This is a genomic window from Methylorubrum subtropicum (assembly GCF_038442325.1).
Classification (GTDB): Bacteria; Pseudomonadota; Alphaproteobacteria; order Rhizobiales; family Beijerinckiaceae; genus Methylobacterium; species Methylobacterium subtropicum.
In genome coordinates, this window is the sequence record NZ_JBBXMW010000026.1 from 15209 (window position 1) to 36490 (window position 21282).

Sequence of the window (21282 nt, forward strand, 5' to 3'; positions counted from 1 at the left end):
CGTGACCCTTGTGGTCACGATAGGGAAAGCATCCGACTTTGCAAGCTGATCTCTATGGCGCGCCAAGGGGTCGGGGAACGCCCAAAAGAAAGGGCCGCCGCTTCGCAGCGACGGCCCCGATCCTCCGACGAACGCCTCCGCTCAGCGCGGCAGCACCGTCGAGCCCATCAGCGCCTCGTCGATCGAGCGGGCCGCTTGACGGCCCTCGCGGATCGCCCAGACCACCAGCGACTGGCCCCGGCGCATGTCCCCCGCGGCGTAGATCTTGGGGTTCGAGGTCCGGTAGTCCTCCTCGTTGGCCGAGACGTTGCCGCGGCGATCGACCGAGACGCCGGATTCCTCGACCAGACCCTTCTGGATCGAGCCGGCGAAGCCGATCGCCATGAAGACGAGGTCGGCGGGCAGCACGAACTCGGAGCCCTCGATCGGCTGGCGCTTCTCGTCCACGCGGGCGCAGACGACGCCGGTGAGCTGGCCCTTGCGGTTGCCCTGCAGCTTCAGGGTCGCAGCCTGGAACTCGCGCTCGGCACCCTCCGCTTGGCTCGACGAGGTGCGCATTTTGGTCGGCCAGTAGGGCCACACCGTCAGCTTGTCCTCGCGTTCCGGCGGGCGCGGGCGGATGTCGAGCTGCGTCACCGAGAGCGCGCCCTGGCGGAAGGCGGTGCCGACGCAGTCGGAGGCGGTGTCACCGCCGCCGATGACGACGACGTTTTTGCCCGCGGCCAGGATCGGCAGCTCGCCGTTGCCCGGCATCGGCTCGGCGCCGACCCGGCGGTTCGACTGGACGAGGTAGGGCATGGCGTAGTGCACGCCGTCGAGTTCCTGGCCCGGCAGCTGCGGGTTGCGCGGGTCCTCGGCGCCGCCGCAGAACAGCACGGCGTCGAACTTGCCCGTCAGCTCCTCGAGCGGGACGTTGACGCCGATATTGGCCTTGTAGTGGAAGACCACGCCCTCGGCTTCCATCTGCTTCACGCGCCGGTCGATGTGGCGCTTCTCCATCTTGAAGTCGGGGATGCCGTAGCGGAGCAGGCCGCCGGCCTTGGGCTCGCGCTCGTAGACGTGCACGTCGTGGCCGACGCGGGCGAGCTGCTGCGCCGCCGCCATGCCGGCGGGGCCGGAGCCGATCACCGCCACGCGCTTGCCGGTGCGGGTCTCGGACGGCTCGGGCTTGACCCAGCCCATGTTCCAGGCCCGGTCCGCGATGGCCTGCTCGATCGTCTTGATCGCGACCGGCTGGTTCTCGAGGTTGAGCGTGCAGGCTTCCTCGCAGGGCGCCGGGCAGATGCGGCCGGTGAACTCGGGGAAGTTGTTGGTGGAGTGGAGGTTGCGCGAGGCCTCCTGCCAGTCCGACTGGAACACGAGGTCGTTCCAGTCCGGGATCTGGTTGTGGACCGGGCAGCCGGTCGGCCCGTGGCAGAACGGGATGCCGCAATCCATGCAGCGCGCCGCCTGCTTCGACAGGTCGTGCTCGTCGAGCGGCAGCGTGAACTCGCGGAAGTGCCGCACGCGGTCGGCGGCGAGCTGATACTTCTGCTCCTGCCGGTCGTATTCGAGAAAGCCCGTGACCTTGCCCATCGTGTCCGTCTCTTCGTGACCGCCTCGCGACGGTATCCAGCCCCCGGGCACGCTGCGGCCCACTGATCTCAGTTCGATGACTCAGAGCCGCTCGGGGGGCTCAAGCAGTCATTACCTTCAAGCGTCCTCGATCTCCGGCCAGTCCTCGTCGAGGTCGTCGAGACCGGAGAGGACCGACAGGAGCGAAGACCGGGCCACCGGCTCGACGACGAGCCGCCCGTCCTTCGCCGTCAGGATCGCCTCGTCCCCGCCCAGCATGAAGCCGGGCGGGATGTCGAGCCTTTGTCCGTCCGGCGTCCGGACGAGGCGGACGCGCGCCGTCTGCTCGCCCATCGCGCCCCTACTCCGCCGCCGCCGGCATCCGTGCCATCTCCATCTCGCGCAGCGCCCGGCGGTACTCGACCGGCATCACCTTGACGAACTTGGTGCGGAAGCCCGCCCAGTCGTCGAGGATCTGCTTGGCCTTCGGCGAGCCGGTGTACTTGAGGTGGTTGGTGAGGAGTTGGCTGAGCCGCTCCTCGTCGTGACCCGACATGTCGGCGAGGATGTCGACCCGGCCCTTGGTCTCGAGGTCGCCGTCCTGGTGGAAGCGACGCATGATGTCGTCCTCCTCCTCGACGGGCTCCAGATCGACCATCGACAGGTTGCAGCGGTCGCGGAAGGAGCCGTCCTCGTCGAGCACGTAGGCGAGGCCGCCGGACATGCCCGCCGCGAAGTTTCGGCCGGTGACGCCGATGGAGACGACGACGCCGCCGGTCATGTACTCGCAGCCGTGGTCTCCCATGCCCTCGACCACCGCGATGGCGCCGGAGTTGCGCACGGCGAAGCGCTCGCCCGCCGCGCCCCGGATGTAGCACTCGCCCGCGATGGCGCCGTAGAGCACGGTGTTGCCGGCCATGATCGTGCGGGCGGGGGGCGCCTTCAGCGCGTCGCTCGGACGGATGATCAGCTTGCCGCCCGACAGGCCCTTGCCGACGTAGTCGTTGCCGTGGCCGGTCAGGTCGAAGGTGACACCCGCGGCGAGCCACGCGCCGAAACTCTGGCCGGCGGTGCCGGTGAGCCGCACCACGATGGTGTCGTCGGGCAGCCCGTCGTGGCCGTGCGCCTTGGCGACCGCGCCGGACAGCATGGCGCCCGCCGCGCGGTCCGAGTTGCGGATCACGTCGGTCAGCGTCACCACCTCGCCGGAGGCCAGCGCCTGCTCGGCGCCCGCGATCAGGCGGCGGTCCAGCACCGTGTCGATCGGATGGTTCTGCGTCTCCGTGTGACGGATGGCGACGTCCGGTCCGACTTCCGGGCGATGGAAGAGCTTCGAGAAGTCCAGGCCGCGGGCCTTCCAGTGCTCGATCGCTTCGCGCTTGTCCAACAGGTCGGAGCGGCCGATCAGGTCTTCGAGCTTCGTGAAGCCCATCGCCGCCATCAGCTCCCGCAGCTCCTCGGCCACGAAGAAGAAGTAGTTGACGACGTGCTCCGGCGTTCCCTTGAAGCGCTTGCGCAGCACCGGGTCCTGGGTGGCGACACCCACGGGGCAGGTGTTGAGATGGCACTTGCGCATCATGATGCAGCCGGCCGCGATGAGGGGGGCGGTCGAGAAGCCGATCTGGTCGGCGCCGAGCAGCACCGCGATCATCACGTCCTTGCCGGTGCGGATGCCGCCGTCGGCCTGGAGCGCCACGCGACCGCGGAGCCCATTGAGCACCAGCGTCTGCTGGGTCTCGGCGAGACCCGTCTCCCACGGGCCGCCCGCATGCTTGATCGAGGTCAGCGGGGCGGCACCGGTGCCGCCGTCGAAGCCGGAGATCGTGATGTGGTCGGCGCGCGCCTTGGCGACGCCCGCCGCGACCGTGCCGACGCCGACCTCGGACACGAGCTTGACCGAGATGTCGGCGGCCGGGTTCACGTTCTTCAGGTCGAAGATGAGCTGGGCCAGATCCTCGATCGAGTAGATGTCGTGGTGCGGCGGCGGCGAGATCAGGCCGACGCCTGGCGTGGCGTAGCGGACCTTGGCGATCTTGGCGTCGACCTTGTGGCCGGGCAGCTGGCCGCCCTCGCCGGGCTTGGCACCCTGCGCCACCTTGATCTGGATCATGTCGCCGTTGACGAGGTACTCGGTCGTCACGCCGAAGCGGCCCGAGGCCACCTGCTTGATCGCCGAGCGGCGCGAGCGCCCGTCCGGCCCCGGCAGGAAGCGGCGCGGCTCCTCGCCGCCCTCGCCCGAGTTCGAGCGACCGCCGAACGAGTTCATGGCAATCGCCAGCGTCTCGTGCGCCTCCTTCGAGATCGAGCCGTAGGACATGGCGCCGGTGGCGAACCGCTTGACGATCTCGACCGCCGGCTCGACCGCCGAAATGTCGATCGGTTCGCGGCCGAGATCGGCCGCGGTCTTGATCCGGAACAGGCCGCGCAGGGTCTTGAGATGGTTCTCCTGCTCGTTCACGAGGCGCGCGTATTCGCGGTAGCGCTCGGCCGCGCCGAGGCGCACCGCGTGCTGCAGCGTCGCCACGGTGTCGGGCGTCCAGGTGTGGGTCTCGCCGCGCAGGCGGTAGGCGTACTCGCCGCCGACATCGAGCGCGTTGCGGTAGATCGGGGCGTCGCCGAAGGCGTCGCGGTGGCGCTCCGCCGTCTCGCGGGCGATCTCGGCCATGCCGATGCCGCCGATGGTGGTGGCGGTGCCGAAGAAGTCGCGCGCGACGAAGTCGGCGTTGAGGCCGATCGCGTCGAAGATCTGCGCGCCGCAATAGGATTGGTAGGTCGAGATGCCCATCTTGGACATGACCTTGAGCAGGCCCTTATCGATCGACTTGATGTAGCGGTAGACGATCTCGTCGTCGGTCAGGTCCGGCGGGAACTCGCCCTTCATCGCGATCAGCGTCTCGAAGGCGAGGTAGGGGTTCACGGCCTCGGCGCCGTAGCCCGCGAGGCAGGCGAAGTGGTGCACCTCGCGCGGCTCGCCCGATTCGACCACGAGGCCGACCGAGGTGCGGAGTCCCTTGCGGATCAGGTAGTTGTGGACCGCCGCGGTCGCCAGCAGGGCCGGGATCGGGATGCGGTCCGGCCCGACCATGCGGTCCGACAGGATGATGATGTTGTAGCCGCCGCGCACGGCGACCTCGGCCCGGTCGCACAGGCGATCGAGCGCGCCCTCCATCGCCGTGGCGCCGGATTCGGCCGCGTAGGTGATGTCGAGGGTGCGGGTGTCGAAGCGGTCCTCGAAGTGGGAGATCGAGCGGATCTTTTCGAGGTCGCCGTTCGTCAGGATCGGCTGGCGCACTTCGAGCCGCTTGCGGCGCGAGGCACCTTCCATGTCGAGCAGGTTCGGGCGCGGGCCGATGAACGAGACGAGGCTCATCACGGCCTCCTCGCGGATCGGGTCGATCGGCGGGTTGGTGACCTGCGCGAAGTTCTGCTTGAAGTAGGTGTAGAGGAGCTTGGGCTTGTCGGAGAGCGCCGAGAGCGGCGTGTCCGAGCCCATGGAGCCGACGGCCTCCTGGCCGGTCACGGCCATCGGGGCCATGAGCAGCTTGAGGTCTTCCTGGGTGTAGCCGAAGGCCTGCTGGCGATCGAGCAGCGACACGTCGGTGCGAGAGGCCCGCGGGCTGATCGGGTGCAACTCCTCCAGCACGATCTGGGTGTTCTTCACCCAGTCGGCGTAGGGGTGCGCGCCGGCGAGTTCGCCCTTGATCTCCTCGTCGGAGACGATGCGGCCCCTCGTAAGATCGATCAGCAGCATCCGGCCCGGCTGGAGGCGCCAGGACTGGACGATCTTCTCGTCGGGGATCGGCAGCACGCCCATCTCGGAGGCGAGCACGACGAGGCCGTCGTCGGTGACGATGTAGCGGGCCGGACGCAGGCCGTTGCGGTCGAGCGTCGCGCCGATCTGGCGGCCGTCGGTGAAGGCGACCGCCGCCGGGCCGTCCCACGGCTCCATCAGGGCGGCGTGGTACTCGTAGAAGGCGCGCCGCTCCTCGCTCATGAGCGGGTTGCCGGCCCAGGCCTCGGGGATGAGCATCATCATCGCGTGCGCCAGCGAGTAGCCGCCGGCCACGAGGAATTCGAGCGCGTTGTCGAAGCAGGCGGTGTCGGACTGGCCCTCGTAGGAGATCGGCCAGATCTTCGAGATGTCGTTGCCGAACAGCTCGGAATCGACGCTCGCCTGGCGCGCGGCCATCCAGTTCACGTTGCCGCGCAGCGTGTTGATCTCGCCGTTATGCGCGACCATCCGGTAGGGGTGCGACAGGCGCCAGGTCGGGAAGGTGTTGGTGGCGAAGCGCTGATGCACGAGGGCCAGGGCCGAGACGAAGCGCTCGTCCTTCAGGTCGAGATAGTAATGGCCGAGCTGGTGCACGAGCACCATGCCCTTGTAGACGATGGTCCGGCTCGACACCGAGACGGGGTAGAACTCCATCAGCCGCTTGTCGTCGTGGCCGTAGACCTTCCCCGAGATCACCTTGCGGGCGATGTAGACACGCCGCTCGAAGGCGTCCTGATCGGCGATGCTGGCCGGGCAGCCGATGAAGAGCTGGCGGTGATGCGGCTCGGTCTCCTTCACGGCCTTGCCGAGATCGGCCGAGTCGACCGGCACGTCGCGCCAGCCGAGCAGCGGCAGGCCCTCGTCGGCCAGCGTCTTCTCGACGATGCCCTCGATGATCGCGCGGGCGTCCGCGGCCTGCGGCATGAAGAACTGGCCGATGGCGTAGCCGCCCGCCGGGGGCAGCTCGAAGCCGAGGCGCGAGCATTCCTCGCTGAAGAAGCCGTGCGGGATCTGGGTGAGGATGCCGCAGCCGTCGCCCATGGTCGGGTCGGCGCCGACCGCCCCGCGATGGTCGATGTTCTCGAGGATCTTGAGGCCCTGCTGGACGATGGCGTGGCTGCGCCGGTCGTGCATGTCGGCGACGAAGCCGACGCCGCAGGCGTCGCGCTCCTGGGCCGGATCGTAGGCGCCCTGCGCGATCGGCAGGGCGGGGTCGCGCACGATCAGCGGCGCGGGCCCGGCCCGCGACGGAGCGGGCGCCTCGTGTTCGACCACCGACAGTTCAGACGAAATTCCGCTCATCGTCCGCCAATCTCCGACCCTGCCCGCCCCGCGAGCATGTTTCGTGCCCGAACATCAAATGATGCCCGGGCCGCGCGCGACTTTTAGCCGATCGGTCCTGTCGGGGTCTTCCTGCCGGAATCGCCCGCGAGACCCGCGGGCTGCAGCGTCCGGCTTCGCTCAGCCGTCGCTCGCCCGGATCGCCTTGACGGTCGCCGGTTTGTCAGCTCGTTCGGACGTCACGTCGATCACGTGAGGAATTCCCAACAGCTCGCCCGGCGGCCAGCGCGACAAATTGGGACAGTGTTGCTGTCCTATAGGGGACGTTGCCAGATTTTAAGGTTTCCAGCAAGGGGCGCGGAGCCGCAGGCCGGGGGCTTTCAACCGCCCGCAGGAGCATGCCCCCAATTCGCCCGACGCGACCCTCCGCGGCCTGCCGCAATCAGCCGGTGCAGCGCAGGCCCGCTTCGCAATCTCGCCCCATTCGAAGGCTTTAACCGGGTCCGCCGACACGGAGGGAATGCGGGGACACGCGACCGCCCGTGACGCCGGGAGACCCGCGGCCAACAGCGGGCTCCCGGATATCCGTTCTTGACCCGTTTCGATCTCGTGAGGTCCGCATGGCGAGCCGTCCCGTCTCCGGTCGTGCCGTGACGATGCTGCGCCGTGGGGGCGCCGCGGCGCTCCTTCTCGGTGCCGGCCTGCAGGGGGCGTCCGCGCAGGGCTATTCCTGGGGCTACGGCCCGGAGGACGTCTACGGCGCGCCGCGGGCGGTCTACCGGGCCGAGCCGGCGCTGTCGCCGCGCTCCGTCGCCTACAGCCTCCAGGATCGCGGCTTCACCGAGATCGGCCGTCCGCGCTTCGACGGGCGCGCCTACATCGTCGAAGCCACCGGTCCGCGGGGCGCGCGCCTGCGCCTGGTGGTGGATGCCCGCGACGGCGCCGTGATCGGCCGCGAGGTCGTCGGCGAACCCTACTACCCGACCGCGATCCGCCCGCGCCCGGTGACGCCGGGCTACGGCTGGACCGAGGAGGACGACCGGCCGCGCCGCTTCCGCGAAGCCGAACGGCTGGTGCCGCCCGCCGACATCCCCTCCGCCGTGCCGGCCCCGAGCTATCGCGGTCTCGCCCCGGACGAGGGCCGCGTGCGCGCGGCGCCCGCGCGCCCAAGCCTGCCCCGCCAGGAGGCCAATGCCGGGATCGCGCCGCCGAGCGCGCCGGAGGCCAACCCCTACGGCCTCAATCCCGACGCGGCCGCCCGGCCGGATGCCGCGCGCCGCGCCGCGAAGGCGCCCCCGCCGGCCAAGGCCCCGGTCGCCCGCGTCGCGCCGCCCGCCCCGGCGCCGAGCCTGCGCCCGACCGAGCCCGCGGCGAAGGCGGAGGAGAAGCCTGTGGAGAGCGCGCCCGCGAAGAGTGCGGAGCCGGCCGAGCCTGCCAACCCCGTGAAGACCGCCGAGTCCGCCCCGGCGCTGGCGCCCGCGCCGAAGGACCGCACGTGGCAGGACCCGCCCGCCGACCGCAAGCCGGTCCGCGTCATCGGCGGCGCGACGGTCGTGCCCGGCGGCACGGCCGAGGCCGGCGGCGCGAACTGAGCGCCGGTCCGAGGTCGCGTTTCCTCCGACCCTCCCCCTCATCCTGAGGTGCTTCGCGAAGCGGAGCCTCGAAGGAGGGTTCCAGGGATCGCGCGACTTCTGGAGCCCTCCTTCGAGGCCGCTTGCGCGGCACCTCAGGATGAGGGGATTGGGTGGGATGGGCCCGTCAAACGGGCTCCGAAACTTCAGTCCCCCTCACCCGCCAGCACGAGCCGCTCGCGTCCCGAAAACACCGTGAGGGTGTCCGAGCGGGCGATGGCGCACAGCGTCAGGCCGTGGCAGCGCGCCCGCTCGATGGCGAGCGAGGTCGGCGCCGAGATCGCCACCAGCACCGAGGCGCCGAGCACCGCGGCTTTTTCCGCCATCTCGAACGAGCAGCGGCTGGTGATGACGAGAAACCCCTCGTCCGGCCGCACGCCCTCGCGCATCAGCGCGCCGATCAGCTTGTCCAGCGCGTTGTGGCGACCGACATCCTCGCGGACCGCGAACAGCGTGCCGTCGAGCCGGGCCCAGCCGGCGGCGTGGACCGCGCGGGTCTCTCGGTTGAGCGTCTGACGGTCGAAGAGCGCGTCGAGCGCCGCCTGGATCGCGGCGAGCGAGACGCGCGGCCCGCTCGAAGTGCCGTCGTCGCGTGCCTTCGCCATGGGCAGGGCGGCGAGATCGTCGATGCCGCACACACCGCAGCCGGTGCGACCGGAGATGGCGCGCTTTCGGGCAAGGTGCTCACGAAGCCGACCCGGGGCGAGATCGACGAGGAGCCGCAGGCCCCCCTCCCCGTCCTCGACCGAGACGCCGCGGATCTCGTCGGCGGACTCCACCACGCCCTCGGTCAGGCTGAAGCCGTAGGCGAAATCGGTGAGGTCGGCGGGCGTCAGCATCATCACCGCGTAGGGCACGCTGCCGTAGACGACGTTGACCGGGGTCTCGACCGCGAGGGAGCGCGAATCGGGCTTCGGCTCGGGGGACTCGTAGGCCACGACCAGCGTCCCGACCCGGACCGAGGTGGGGGGAAGGCCCGCTTCGACGCCCGTTCCGCCCTGCCCCATCGTCGCACCTTCAGATCCCGCCGGATGTCACCCCGGTCCCATTGACCCGCGTCCAACCGACGCGAAGCGACGCCGTTGCGGTTGCGGTTTTACGATCAGTATGGTTCTACGTCGCGACCGCCCGTCCGGCAGCGCCAGACCAAGCCGAACAACCGGCATGGCACGCCAGGGTCGGGCCGCCCACCGGATTTGCGATCAAGCTTCGCGAATTCAAGGGTCAAGAACTCAACAGGCACTTCGGGGAGCCAGGCGGGGAACATGCGGAAGACGCAGGCGCAACATTGGTCACTGAGAGGGGCCGCCGCTCTCGGCGCCCTCCTCGTCCCGTCTTCCATCGCGTTGGCGGCCGGCATCGGCCAGCCCGAGCCGTGGCAGATGGATCGTCAGGTGGCAGTGACGGCGGAGGCCCACGACCTCCACGTCTTCGAGAACTGGCTGCACTGGCTCGCGTTCGGCATCTCGCTGTTCGTGCTGGCCTTGATCGTCTACGTGATCTTCAAGTTCAACGAGAAGTCGAACCCGACGCCCTCGCGTACCACCCACAACACGATGATCGAGGTGGCCTGGACCATCATCCCGGTCCTGATCCTCGTCGCCGTCGCGATCCCGTCGTTCCGGACGCTGCGCACCCAGCTCTCCGACCCGAAGGCCGACGTGCTGGTCAAGGTGATCGGCCACGCGTGGTACTGGTCCTACGAGTACCCGACCACCGAGGGCGACAAGGGCGGCTTCACCTTCGACGCCAACCTCGACGACGAGAAGCAGCCGAAGCTCCTGGCCACCGACAACGACATGGTCGTGCCGGTCGGCAAGATCGTGAAGGTGCAGGTCACCTCCGGCGACGTGATCCACTCCTGGGCGATGCCGTCCTTCGGCGGCAAGATCGACGCGATCCCCGGCCGCCTGAACCAGTGGTGGTTCCGCGCCGACCGCGAGGGCACCTATCACGGCCAGTGCTCCGAGCTGTGCGGCGCCCGCCACGCCTACATGCCGATCACCGTGCGCGTCGTCTCCGAGCAGGCCTACGCCGAGTGGCTGACCGAGGCGAAGACGAAGTTCGCCGCGATCGACAACGGCTCGCGCCTCGCGGACGCCCGCTGACGCTTTCATCGGGCCGGGGCGATGCTCCGGCCGAAACCTGAACTCGCCAGAGGCGACAGAGATCTGAGCAAGGCATAGAGATGGCCACAGCCGCAGCACATGCCGGGCACGACGCCCACGACGACCACAAGCCCTCGTTCTTCGCCCGGTGGTTCCTCTCGACGAACCACAAGGACATCGGCACCCTCTACCTCGTGTTCGCCTTCATGGCGGGCACCATCGGCGCGTTCCTCTCCTTCGGCATCCGCATGGAGATGGAAGAGCCCGGCCTGCAGTACTTCTCCAATCCGGCCACCTACAACGTGTTCGTGACCGGTCACGGCCTCATCATGGTGTTCTTCATGGTGATGCCCGCCCTCATCGGCGGCTTCGGCAACTGGTTCGTCCCGCTGATGATCGGCGCGCCGGACATGGCCTTCCCGCGGATGAACAACATCTCGTTCTGGCTGACCGTGTCGGGCTTCGCCTGCCTCGTCTGCTCGCTGTTCGTCGAGGGCTCGCCCGGCGCGTCCGGCGCCGGCACCGGCTGGACCGTCTACCCGCCGCTCTCCTCCTCGGCCGGCCACCCCGGTCCGGCGGTCGACTTCGCGATCTTCTCGCTCCACCTCGCCGGTGCGGGCTCGATCCTCGGCGCGATCAACTTCATCACCACCATCCTGAACATGCGCGCCCCGGGCATGACGCTGCACAAGATGCCGCTCTTCGCCTGGGCCGAGCTGGTCACCGCCTTCCTGCTGCTCCTGTCGCTCCCGGTGCTCGCCGGCGCGATCACGATGCTGCTGACCGACCGTAACTTCGGCACGACCTTCTTCGATCCGGCCGGCGGCGGCGACCCGGTGCTCTACCAGCACCTGTTCTGGTTCTTCGGCCACCCCGAGGTGTACGTGATGATCCTGCCGGCCTTCGGCATCGTCTCGCACATCATCGCCACCTTCTCGCGCAAGCCGGTCTTCGGCTACCTCGCCATGGCCTACGCCATGGTCGCCATCGGCGTCGTCGGCTTCGTCGTGTGGGCCCACCACATGTACACCGTCGGCCTGTCGCTCCAGACGCAGTCCTACTTCGTGTTCGCCACCATGGTGATCGCGGTCCCGACCGGCGTGAAGATCTTCTCGTGGATCGCGACCATGTGGGGCGGCTCGATCCGCTTCACCGCCGCGATGCACTGGGCGGTCGGCTTCATCTTCCTGTTCACGGTCGGCGGCGTCACCGGCGTCGTGCTCGCGAACTCGGCGGTCGATAAGTACCTGCACGACACCTACTACGTCGTCGCGCACTTCCACTACGTGCTCTCGCTCGGCGCCGTGTTCATCATCTTCGCCGGTGTCTACTACTGGTTCCCGAAGATGACCGGCCACATCATCCCCGAGTGGGCGGGCAAGCTGCACTTCTGGCTGGCCTTCGTCGGTGCGAACATCCTGTTCTTCCCGATGCACTTCCTCGGTCTCGCCGGCATGCCGCGCCGCTACGCCGACTACCCGGAGGCCTTCGCCGGTTGGCACAAGGTCGCGACGCTCGGCGGTCACGTCTTCGCGCTGGGCATGGTGGTCTTCGTGATCGGTATCGTGCTCGCCTTCCGCTCCAAGACCCGCGCCGCGGACAATCCGTGGGGCGAGGGTGCCACCACCCTGGAGTGGACGCTGTCGTCGCCCCCGCCCTTCCACCAGTTCGAGACGCTCCCCAAGATCGTCGACGAGCCGGCCCACTAAAACCAAAAGCGAGGACCGCCCCGGCGGTCCTCGCCCTTTCCCCGAAGTCTTCCGCGGAAGACCTCCGGCAAAGGGCGGCGATCCAAAAAACCCCCTCCCCGCCTCCATCCAAGCGTCAGAACACGGTTTTCATGACGACCCTGTCGAACAGCGTCACCGCCGACACCCATTCCTTCGCCCCCGCGGTCGGCGGCGAGGTGCGCGACTTCTTCGCGCTGCTGAAGCCGCGGGTGATGGTGCTCGTCATCTTCACCGCGCTCGTCGGCATGGTGGTGTCGGACGCCACCGTGAACCCGGTGATCGCGGCGATCTCGCTTTTGATGATCGCGGTCGGTGCCGGCGCCTCGGGTTGCCTCAATATGTGGTGGGACGCCGACATCGACGCCCTGATGACCCGCACCGCCAAGCGGCCGATCCCCGACGGGCGCATCCGCCCCGACGAGGCCCTGTCCTTCGGCATCGTGCTCTCGGTCGGCTCGGTGCTGATCCTCGGGCTCGCCTCGAACTGGCTCGCCGCGGGGCTACTCGCCTTCACCATCGTCTTCTACGCCGTGATCTACTCGATGTGGCTGAAGCGGGCGACGGCGCAGAACATCGTCATCGGCGGCGCCGCCGGGGCGCTTCCCCCGGTGGTCGGTCAGGCCGCCGTCACCGGCCATGTCGGCATCGAGTCGCTGATCCTGTTCGCCATCATCTTCATCTGGACGCCGCCGCATTTCTGGGCGCTGGCGCTCGTGAAGAGCGGCGAGTACGCCAAGGCCGGCATCCCGATGATGCCGAACGTCGCCGGCCCGGATTCCACCCGCCGCCAGATCGTCTGGTACACCCTGCTGCTCGCGCCGCTCGGCCTCGCGCCGGTGTTCTTCGGCTTCGGCGGCTGGCTCTACGCGCTGATCGGCGTGCTCGGCGGCCTCGGCATGCTGGCCGGCGCCGTGCAGGTCTTCCGCCTTCGTGAGGGCGAGTCCGAGCGCAAGGCGGCGATGGGCCTGTTCGCCTTCTCGATCCTCTACCTGTTCCTGCTGTTCTCGGCGCTCCTCGCCGAGCAGGGGCTCGGCCTCTACCGCGCAGTCGTGGTCTGAGGCCCGGCATGAGCGATCTCCCCGACGGCATCCGCCCGCTGACGCCCGAAGAGGCGCAGACCCGGCGCAAGCGCTCGCTCGCCATCGCGCTGACGCTCGGCGCCCTGGTGATCCTGTTTTTCGTGCTGACGATCGCCAAGCTCGGACCGCAGGTCCTGCAACGGCCGCTCTAGGGGCGCGATGATGACGGACAGCTCCGACCGGCAGAGTCAGGCGGCCCGCGGCGTGCGCCGCACCGTGGCGGCCTGCGCGGGCGTGGTGCTCGCCATGGGCGGTCTCGCGCTCGCCTCGGCGCCGCTCTACGACATGTTCTGCAAGGCGACCGGCTTCAACGGCACGCCGCTCGTCGGCGCGGCCCCCACGATCACCGACGGCGAGGCGCTCGCCCCCGTGACCGTCCGCTTCGACACCAACGTCGCGAAGAACCTGTCCTGGCGCTTCCGGCCCGAGCAGGCGAGCGTCGAGGCGGTGCCGGGCCGGACCGCGACGGTGTTCTTCAAGGTGACGAACACCGGCTCAGAGCCCTCCAAAGGCATCGCCGTGTTCAACGTGCAGCCCGACCTGATGGGCCCGTACTTCGTCAAGGTGCAGTGCTTCTGCTTCGAGGAGCACACGCTCCAGCCCGGCGAGTCGGCGGAGTTCCCGCTGGTGTTCTACGTCGATCCGGCGCTGCGCAAGGACCCGGACATCGGCACGCTGCCTGAGATGACCCTGTCCTACACCTACTTCCCGTCGAAGAACGGGGCGCCGGTGGCGGAAGCGGCCAAGATGGACCCGGCCAAGCCCACTAAGACGACGAATTTCTGACGGCTCGAAGCGTGACAAGGGCGCGCGGGCCGCGATAGAGCTTCACCGGGATCGGGTCCGCCCGATCCTCAACAAGGCAAGTTAAGGCCCGGCCGTCGATGCGGCGACGGGTACGGGCGAAGGGAGACCAGTTGCGATGGCCGGGGCGCACGCCAAGAATCACGACTACCACATCATCAACCCGAGCCCGTGGCCCCTCCTCGGTGCGTTCTCCGGGTTCCTGATGGCCTTCGGCGCCGTCTTCTGGATGAAGGGCCTGTCGGCCGGCGGTCTCGCCATCGGCCCCTACGTGTTCGGCGCCGGCACGCTCGGCGTGCTCTACACGATGCTGTCGTGGTGGAAGGACGTCACCCACGAGGCCAATTCCGGCGACCACACCCGCGTCGTCCAGCTCCATCACCGCTACGGCATGATCATGTTCATCGCCTCCGAGGTGATGTTCTTCGTGGCGTGGTTCTGGGCCTATTTCGAGGCCGCGCTCTACACCGCCGACCCGATCCAGGCGACCCGCGTCGAGTTCACCGGCGGCGTCTGGCCGCCCAAGGGCATCGAGTCGTTCGACCCGTGGCACCTGCCGCTGCTCAACACGCTGATCCTGCTCACCTCCGGCACCACCGTGACCTGGGCCCACCACGCCCTGCTGCACGGCGACCGCAAGGGCCTGAAGTACGGCCTGTGGCTGACGATCATCCTCGGCGTGCTGTTCACCGCCTGCCAGGCCTACGAGTACGCCCACGCCCATTTCGGCTTCTCGGGCTCGATCTACTCGGCGACCTTCTTCATGGCGACGGGCTTCCACGGCGCCCACGTCATCATCGGCACGATCTTCCTCGCCGTCTGCCTGCTGCGCACCTACCAGGGCGACTTCACCCCCAAGCAGCATCTCGGCTTCGAGTTCGCCGCCTGGTACTGGCACTTCGTCGACGTGGTGTGGCTGTTCCTCTTCGCCGCCATCTACGTCTGGGGCGCAGGCGCCTCGGCCCACTGACGGCCGCCTCACCCTTCCCCATCTCGCGGTGGGGAATCGAAACCCGGAAGGGCGGCGCGAGCCGCCCTTTTTCGCATCTGGAGGCCCGCGCTGTCGGCGGGCCGCGAGGAATGAGCCCGTGAGCCGAGCCGACACCCGCCCGAGCCCGAGCGCCCTGCGCAGCCTGATCGCCCCCGGCATCGCGGCCCTCGTCTGCCTCGCGATCCTGCTCGGCCTCGGGTTGTGGCAGCTTGCCCGCAAGGGCGAGAAGGAGGCGCTGATCGCCCGCATCGTCGAGCGCTCTCGCGCGGAGCCGCCCGCCGCGCCCCCGGCCTTCGACGCCTGGAACCCGGGCGCCGACGAGTTCCGCCGGGTGCGGGCCACCGGCACCTTCCTCCACAACAAGGAGGCGCTGGTGCACGGCCTCGCGCCGGGCGAGCCCGGCCGCGCGCTCCAGGGTTTCTACGTGCTGACCCCGCTCAAGCGCGACGACGGCAGCATCATCCTGGTCAATCGCGGGCTCGTCCCGACCGAGCTGAAGGACCCCAAGAGCCGCGCCGCGGGACAGGTGACCGGCGAGACCACCGTGACCGGCATGCTGCGCGGCAGCGAGGTCCGCACGCTGTTCGTGCCGGAATCCGACCCCGCCCGCGACCAGTGGTACACCCGCGACATCGCGGCGATCACGGCCGCCCGCGGGCTCACCAACGTCGCCCCCTACCTGATCGAGGCGGACGCGACCGAGAACCCCGGCGGCTGGCCCCGCGGCGGCAACCTGCGGGTCGACCTGCCCAACAACCACCTGCAATACGCCTTCACGTGGTTCGGCATCGCCGCCTGCCTCGTCGGTGTGTTTTCCGTCTTCGCGTGGCGGCGCCTGCACGATCCGGTGGAGCCCGACGCCCCTTGAGCGCGTTGGCCCGCGGCCTGCTTCACGAAACGCAGGCCGCGCCGGGTTCCGGCGCCGGAAGCACGGAGCGCCCCGACCATGCGCACAGCCGTTGTCCTGATCGCCCTCGCCCTCGGCATCCCGTCCGCCCGGGCCGACGAGAACTCGCAAAAGGCCGCCCGCGCCACTATCGAGCGCCAGATCGAGGCCTTCCGCCGCAACGATTCGGGTGCTGCCTACGCCGAGGCCGCGCCGCAGATCCGCAACCTCTTCCCCTCCGCCGACACCTTCATCGCCATGGTGGAGAAGGGTTATGCGCCGGTACTGCGCCCGCGCAGCTACCGCTTCGAGACCTCCGAGGAGACGGCCGAGGACGAGATCGCCCAGGGCATGAGCCTGCAGGACGAGGCCGGCATCGACTGGGTCGCGCTCTACACGCTCCAGCGGCAGGTCGACGGCCAGTGGCGCATCACCGGCTGCCAGCTGAAGCGGGCGCCGGGCGAGGCCGCCTGACGTCCTCTGCACGTCAATCGGCGATGATTCATTCATCGCCGATTGCCCCCGCGAATGCGGGGCGGCGGTCGTCCGCCGGACGCACGGAACAGGACCATCGGTCCTGTTCCGTGCAACCAAGCATCACTCGTACGAGCGGGGCCGGACGCGCTTGTAATGCAGGCCGTCGGCGGTGGTGTAGATGTCCACCGTCGCCAGCGCCTTCTGCAGGTCCTCGCGGGCGTGCTCGAACGAGAAGCGCCGGGCGCGCTTCAGGGCGCCCGCGCTGATGCGCTCCCACAGCGCCTCGTCCTGATAGAGCCGCAGCACCTGCTCGGCCCAGACCTGCGGCTCGTCGGCGACAAGGCAGTCGAGCGAGTCCGACAGGCCGGTGCCCTCGATGGCGATCGGCGAGAACACGCCGGCGAGCCCGTAGGACAGGCTCTCCAGCACCTTGCCCTTGATCCCGGCGCCCGAGCGCAGCGGCGCGACGAACACGCGAGTTGAGGTCAGGACCGCCTCGAGGTCGGGCACGTAGCCGTGCACTTTCACGCTGTCGGAGGCGAAGTCCATCACCTCCTTGGTCGGGTTGCTGCCGACGATGTGGAAGACGATCGACGGGTCCTTGGCGATCAGTTCGGGCATCACCTCGGCGACGAAGAAGCGCGCCGCCTCGACGTTCGGCGGATGGCCGAAGCCGCCGAGGAACAGGATGTCCTTGGTCTTGGCGAAGCTCGGCTTGATGTCGTCGCGCACGTCGATGACCCACGGCACCCGCCCGAGCTTGGCCGCCGGGAGATGGCTCTCCAGCACCGTCAGCTCGACGTCGGAATAGCTCAGCGTCAGGTCGGCCTCGGCGATCATCTCCAGTTCGCGGCGCTTGGTCTCCAGCGCGCCCTCGATGCTGTAGTTCGGCTCCTGCGCCTTGGCGGCGCGCATCTCGCGGAGGAAGTGCAGGTCGGCGAGGTTGAGGATTACCTTGATGCTGCGCGCATGCTCGCGGATCAGCGGGATGACGCTGCCGAAGGTATAGTAGCGGGTCACGTAGACCAGATCGAACTCGCCGATCCGATCGCGGATGAAGGCCGAGATGTCGGTGACGAACGGCGCGTAGAGGCACTCGACGCCGATCTTCTGCAGCGCCCGCGTGTGCCGGTCCATGAAGGCGAGGTTGAGCGGCAGGAAGGTGACCTTCATGCCCAGGCTCTGGAACAGCCGGATCTCCTGGAAGGCGGCGTAGCTGCCCGCGTCGTTGTCGATCATCGGGTAGTGGTTGTCGATCACCAGCAGCCGCTGGCGGACGTTGCGGTCCTTCTCGCGATCGACGTTGACGCCTTCCCGGCCGTGATCCTTGAACAGGCTGACCCACTTCTTCTTGAACTTAGGCCGGTTGACCTCCTGGTACTTCTTCATGCCCGACGAAACGTCGGTGCCCGAGGACTGGCCCTCGTAATGCACCACGACCGAACTCGGCACGTAGAGCACCCGCTTGCCGGCGTGGCGCACCTTCATCGCGAGGTCGGTGTCCTCGAAATAGCCCGGGATGAACTCGCGGCTGAAATACCCGATCTCGCGCAGGAACTCGGACCCGATCAGCAGGGCGGCGCCGGAGACGTAGTCGGCCTGGCGCAGGTAGTTGAACTTCGGATCGTTGTTGTTCTGGTTGCGGCCGTAGTTCCACGGGTTGCCGCTGCCCCAGACGACGCCGCCGGCCTCCTGCAGGGTGCCGTTGGGGTAGATCAGCTTGGAGCCGACGAGGCCGACGTCGTTGAAGTCCTCGTAGGCGTGGATCAGCTCGTCGAGCCAGTTGGCCGTGACCTCGGTGTCGTTGTTGAGGAACACCGTGTAGCGGCCCCGCGCGGCGGCCGCGCCGCGGTTGCAGCTCTCGACGAAGCCCTTGGCGACCGGGTTGCGCAGGCAGGTGAGGCCGGAGACGGTCTCGGCGATGGACACGGTGTCGTCGGTCGAGCCGTCGTCGACGACGATGACCTCGAAGCTGTAGGCGGTGTAGGCGAACAGGAGCGACGACAGGCAGAGGTAGGTCACCTCGAACTTGTTGTGCAGCGGGATGACGATGCTGACGTCCGGCGTCTCGACCGCCGGGAAGGCGAGCGGCCGGTAGCTCGCCCGCTTGCGGATGCCGTCGAGCAGCGTCTCCTGCAGGGCGTAGAGGTCCGGGATGCGCTCTGCGTCGCGCGGGTTGCAGTGCCAGTTGCGGTACGACTTGAGGTGATAGGCCGCGAGCGCCGACAGCGTCGCGTCGAACGGCTTCTTGGCGTAGGTCTGCAACGCCTCCCAGGGGGTCATCTGGAAGTCGAGCGACACGGTGGTGTGGTGCAGCACGGTGCCGTCGTCGGCGTCGCGGATCGAGACGACGTGGTACTGCCCGTCGAAATGCTTGCGGTCGATCTTGAGGTTGTGGCTGATCCGGTCGGTGCCCATCAGCAGCTCGACCTGACCGATCGGGTCGTCGTCGACGTAGACGCCGAACCGGATGTAGGTGTGGTTGGCCGAGTTGCGCGTGATCGCGATGCTGACCTGATCGAAGTTGACCCGGAACTCGTTGATCTTGAAATCGAATCCGTAGGAGATCGCGTTCTTGATCACGTGCTCGTGCGCGCCGATCACGATGGCGATGTCGTTGGTGCCCTTGCGGCCCTCGAAGGCGAGCAGCGGCAGCTTCGCCGTGTAGGCGAGCATCTGGCTCGGGCCGTCTTCGCGGGCGAGGCGCAGGAACTCGCTCGACAGGACGATCGGCTCGTCCGTCTCCACCGCCAGCCCAGGCTTGGCGAAGAACAGGTAGCTGTTGTTCTGACTGGTGCTGGCGCCCTTCTCGATCAGGATCCGCAGGCGGCTCGCCGTGCGGGGGACGTCGAGACGGCTCGTGAGCGGCTGGTAATCCTCGATCCGCGATCCGCCCTTGCGGACGGTCACGACGTCGTGGGCCTGCCGATGCACGACCTGCCCCTCGGCGTCGAGGAACTGGAAGACGAAGCAGGCCTCGCAGCGATGGGTCGCGACCAGGGTGGAGAACAGGTAGGTCCGGCCCGGCTCGACCGCGAGGTCCTCGCCGTCCAGCGGATCGAGCAGCCGCGCCACGGCCGCCGCGGGCCGGTCGTCGCCGGTGTCGTTCTCGGTGAAGATGAAGTAGGTGTCGCTGCCCGAAAGCGTCCAGTTGCGCACGTTCTTGCCGATGCGCGCGCCCGTCGGCGTCTCCACGAGGCGCCAGATCAGCCCCTTGTCGGCGGTGACGATGTGGTTGACGATCCGCCGGTCGAGGGCGCGGCGGCTCAGGATGGCGCCGCTCTCCTGGAAGCCGTAGCGGTCGCGCAGGATGACGGACGCCTCGACCTGCGGTGCCCCGACCTGGATGAACTCGATCGTCTTGTCGGAGCCGATCTTGTGGGACGCCACATGGCCTTTTGAATCATGGCCCTTCGCATCTTGCAGATCGCGATGGATGGTCATGTCCGAGGCCCTGTCGGCAGGAGATCTTGGCGCCGTTCCGAGGGGCGGTTCGGGCGATTCCCCTCATGACCCCCTGTGCCGACAGCCTTCGGCGATGTCAGTATGGGAACCGCTCCGCTCGGTCAAGCGACGCAGGACTGTGTATCGGGGCCGAACAGATGTCTCTAACAGTGCTGTCGTGACAAGAATTGGCGCGTTATTGCGAATGATCTTTTGTCGAATGAGGATGATATTGCGGTTGATCTTCGTGCTGTAATTTGATCGTCGCGGCCCCGGGTCGGATCAACGGTCCGATTCAACCTTCGGTTCTGCGTTCGCGCTGGTCGCCTGACGCTCATCGAGCCGCCCGACCGCCGCCGCGATCAACGCGGGCGCGGCGTGCAGGGTGCCGAGTTCGACCGCCGACATCGCCCGCATCACCGGCAGCAGGTTCGCCCCGGCCCGGCCGTCGGGATCGAACAGCCGCAGGTCGTCGTCCGAGCCCATCCCGACGCTTCCGGCGATGCGCGCGGCGTAGTTGCGGATGCGGGTCTCGTCGTTCGCGCAGAGCGGGGCCGGGACGGAGAGATCGAGCAGGCTCCCCTTGGGCAGGGCGGCGAGCGCCGGCAGCGCCGCGGCCTCGGCCGTCAGCCGGCTCGCATCCGGGGACCGGTTCGAGGCGAGCAGCGCGGCCGGATCGGCTGCCGCGCGGGGCGCCGGGCCGGAGGCCGCGGTGAGGCCGGTGGCGATGTCGGCCGTGGGCCGCAGCGGTGGCAGGGCCGCGGCGCGGGGGGCGCGTCCGGAATGGCCGGCGAGCCGCGCGCGGGCCGACCACGGCTGGACCCGCAGGCCGCCCGCGACCGGCGGCAGCGCGCGGGCCACCCCGCCGCGACCGTGGCGGGCGAGGAAGCGGGCCCGCAGCGTCCGGCCGATGCCCTGCGGCGCGAGGCCGGCCGAGACCGCGGGGACTGCTGCGGCGCGCGCCGCCGCCGTTCCGCCCCGCGGGACCGAACGCGCGACGGGGCGCGGCGCGCCGCATTCGGCCGGCGCCCAGCGCCGCACGATGGCGAGCGCCGTGCGGCGGCCGTAATCGCGGTAGTAGCGGCGCAGGAGGCCCGCGGCGGCGTCCGCCCCGTCGGCGGCGGTGGCGAAACCCGTGTGACCCTCGGCGTCGCCGCCGAGTTCGCCCGACCAGCGCGCCTGCTTCACGCACCAGTAATTGTTGAGCCGCACGCAGCGGGCGACGAAGCCGGGCTCGGTCGCGGCGTAGCGTACGACGAGGGCGAGCGAGGTCGGCGCGAGGTTCCGGCCGGCCTCCTCGCGCCAGTTCGACACCGCGCGGGCGACGAGGCTCAGGCTCGGCGGCAGGGTCGGCGAGGCCTCCGGTGCCGGCGGCAGCGCCGGGAGCCGCGCCACGACGGACTGCGCAGCGGCCCGCCCCGCCGTCTCGGCCTCGCGCGGCAGCATCGTCAGGGCCAAGAGGGCTTCGAGCAGCAAGCGTTCCCCCGTCGGGCGGGCCGGACACGGCCCCGGTCGAAACGGCCGA

General features: G+C 69.0%; 15 protein-coding genes. 9 read left to right on the forward strand and 6 right to left on the reverse strand.

Features of this window, described 5'->3' with window-relative positions; all coding sequences use genetic code 11:
• Positions 1 to 141: 141 nt before the first annotated feature.
• From AAHG03_RS24065 to gltB, 3 genes are all read right to left on the reverse strand, one after another.
• The gene (locus tag AAHG03_RS24065; RefSeq protein ID WP_342153800.1) at positions 142 to 1575 is read right to left on the reverse strand and encodes a glutamate synthase subunit beta; all 1434 of its coding nucleotides are present in this window, start codon (positions 1573 to 1575) and stop codon (positions 142 to 144) included.
• Positions 1576 to 1692: 117 nt separating this feature from the next.
• The gene (locus AAHG03_RS24070) at positions 1693 to 1908 is read right to left on the reverse strand and encodes an AbrB/MazE/SpoVT family DNA-binding domain-containing protein (RefSeq protein WP_342153802.1); all 216 of its coding nucleotides are present in this window, start codon (positions 1906 to 1908) and stop codon (positions 1693 to 1695) included.
• A 7-nt stretch (positions 1909 to 1915) separates the two neighbouring features.
• Positions 1916 to 6628 (reverse strand): glutamate synthase large subunit, encoded by a 4713-nt coding sequence (gene gltB / locus AAHG03_RS24075; RefSeq protein WP_342153804.1) that lies wholly within the window; start codon positions 6626 to 6628, stop codon positions 1916 to 1918.
• 599 nt (positions 6629 to 7227) lie between these two features.
• Between gltB and AAHG03_RS24080 the strand changes: the two genes are divergently transcribed.
• Positions 7228 to 8199 carry a hypothetical protein gene (locus tag AAHG03_RS24080; protein WP_342153806.1) on the forward strand — a complete coding sequence of 324 codons (972 nt, stop codon included), beginning with the start codon at positions 7228 to 7230 and terminating at the stop codon, positions 8197 to 8199.
• Positions 8200 to 8384: 185 nt separating this feature from the next.
• On the opposite strand, the gene fdhD is transcribed toward AAHG03_RS24080, so the two are convergent.
• A complete protein-coding gene (gene fdhD / locus AAHG03_RS24085) occupies positions 8385 to 9245 on the reverse strand; it encodes a formate dehydrogenase accessory sulfurtransferase FdhD (RefSeq protein ID WP_342153808.1) in 861 nt (286 codons plus the stop codon).
• A 258-nt stretch (positions 9246 to 9503) separates the two neighbouring features.
• On the opposite strand from fdhD, the gene coxB reads away from it, so the two are divergent.
• The 8 genes from coxB (at position 9504) to AAHG03_RS24125 (ending at position 16310) form a co-directional block, all read left to right on the forward strand.
• Positions 9504 to 10346 (forward strand): cytochrome c oxidase subunit II, encoded by an 843-nt coding sequence (coxB, locus tag AAHG03_RS24090; protein ID WP_342153810.1) that lies wholly within the window; start codon positions 9504 to 9506, stop codon positions 10344 to 10346.
• 80 nt (positions 10347 to 10426) lie between these two features.
• Positions 10427 to 12055: a cytochrome c oxidase subunit I gene (ctaD, locus tag AAHG03_RS24095; RefSeq protein ID WP_342153812.1), complete on the forward strand. Its 1629-nt coding sequence runs from the start codon at positions 10427 to 10429 to the stop codon at positions 12053 to 12055.
• A 131-nt stretch (positions 12056 to 12186) separates the two neighbouring features.
• Positions 12187 to 13134, forward strand: coding sequence for a heme o synthase (locus AAHG03_RS24100; RefSeq protein ID WP_342153813.1), 948 nt, complete (start codon positions 12187 to 12189; stop codon positions 13132 to 13134).
• Positions 13135 to 13142: 8 nt separating this feature from the next.
• Positions 13143 to 13307 carry a hypothetical protein gene (locus AAHG03_RS24105; RefSeq protein WP_056242179.1) on the forward strand — a complete coding sequence of 55 codons (165 nt, stop codon included), beginning with the start codon at positions 13143 to 13145 and terminating at the stop codon, positions 13305 to 13307.
• 10 nt (positions 13308 to 13317) lie between these two features.
• Positions 13318 to 13941, forward strand: a complete 624-nt coding sequence (locus tag AAHG03_RS24110; RefSeq protein ID WP_342153816.1) for a cytochrome c oxidase assembly protein — start codon at positions 13318 to 13320, stop codon at positions 13939 to 13941.
• A gap of 136 nt (positions 13942 to 14077) precedes the next feature.
• On the forward strand, positions 14078 to 14929 hold the full coding sequence (locus tag AAHG03_RS24115) for a cytochrome c oxidase subunit 3 (RefSeq protein WP_342153818.1): 852 nt from the start codon (positions 14078 to 14080) through the stop codon (positions 14927 to 14929).
• 118 nt (positions 14930 to 15047) lie between these two features.
• Positions 15048 to 15818: an SURF1 family protein gene (locus AAHG03_RS24120; RefSeq protein ID WP_342153820.1), complete on the forward strand. Its 771-nt coding sequence runs from the start codon at positions 15048 to 15050 to the stop codon at positions 15816 to 15818.
• 78 nt (positions 15819 to 15896) lie between these two features.
• Positions 15897 to 16310, forward strand: coding sequence for a DUF4864 domain-containing protein (locus AAHG03_RS24125; protein WP_342153822.1), 414 nt, complete (start codon positions 15897 to 15899; stop codon positions 16308 to 16310).
• A 123-nt stretch (positions 16311 to 16433) separates the two neighbouring features.
• On the opposite strand, the gene AAHG03_RS24130 is transcribed toward AAHG03_RS24125, so the two are convergent.
• The gene (locus AAHG03_RS24130) at positions 16434 to 19703 is read right to left on the reverse strand and encodes a glycosyltransferase (RefSeq protein ID WP_342153824.1); all 3270 of its coding nucleotides are present in this window, start codon (positions 19701 to 19703) and stop codon (positions 16434 to 16436) included.
• A gap of 336 nt (positions 19704 to 20039) precedes the next feature.
• A complete protein-coding gene (locus AAHG03_RS24135) occupies positions 20040 to 21233 on the reverse strand; it encodes a hypothetical protein (protein ID WP_342153826.1) in 1194 nt (397 codons plus the stop codon).
• Positions 21234 to 21282 lie beyond the last annotated feature (49 nt).

What these genes read in the sequence shown, in the direction of transcription:
- AAHG03_RS24065 (WP_342153800.1), bottom strand. Translation starts at nt 1,575, where the DNA reads ATGGGCAAGGTCACGGGCTTTCTCGAATACGACCGGCAGGAGCAGAAG.
- AAHG03_RS24070 (WP_342153802.1), bottom strand. Translation starts at nt 1,908, where the DNA reads ATGGGCGAGCAGACGGCGCGCGTCCGCCTCGTCCGGACGCCGGACGGA.
- gltB (WP_342153804.1), bottom strand. Translation starts at nt 6,628, where the DNA reads ATGAGCGGAATTTCGTCTGAACTGTCGGTGGTCGAACACGAGGCGCCC.
- AAHG03_RS24080 (WP_342153806.1), top strand. Translation starts at nt 7,228, where the DNA reads ATGGCGAGCCGTCCCGTCTCCGGTCGTGCCGTGACGATGCTGCGCCGT.
- fdhD (WP_342153808.1), bottom strand. Translation starts at nt 9,245, where the DNA reads ATGGGGCAGGGCGGAACGGGCGTCGAAGCGGGCCTTCCCCCCACCTCG.
- coxB (WP_342153810.1), top strand. Translation starts at nt 9,504, where the DNA reads ATGCGGAAGACGCAGGCGCAACATTGGTCACTGAGAGGGGCCGCCGCT.
- ctaD (WP_342153812.1), top strand. Translation starts at nt 10,427, where the DNA reads ATGGCCACAGCCGCAGCACATGCCGGGCACGACGCCCACGACGACCAC.
- AAHG03_RS24100 (WP_342153813.1), top strand. Translation starts at nt 12,187, where the DNA reads ATGACGACCCTGTCGAACAGCGTCACCGCCGACACCCATTCCTTCGCC.
- AAHG03_RS24105 (WP_056242179.1), top strand. Translation starts at nt 13,143, where the DNA reads ATGAGCGATCTCCCCGACGGCATCCGCCCGCTGACGCCCGAAGAGGCG.
- AAHG03_RS24110 (WP_342153816.1), top strand. Translation starts at nt 13,318, where the DNA reads ATGACGGACAGCTCCGACCGGCAGAGTCAGGCGGCCCGCGGCGTGCGC.
- AAHG03_RS24115 (WP_342153818.1), top strand. Translation starts at nt 14,078, where the DNA reads ATGGCCGGGGCGCACGCCAAGAATCACGACTACCACATCATCAACCCG.
- AAHG03_RS24125 (WP_342153822.1), top strand. Translation starts at nt 15,897, where the DNA reads ATGCGCACAGCCGTTGTCCTGATCGCCCTCGCCCTCGGCATCCCGTCC.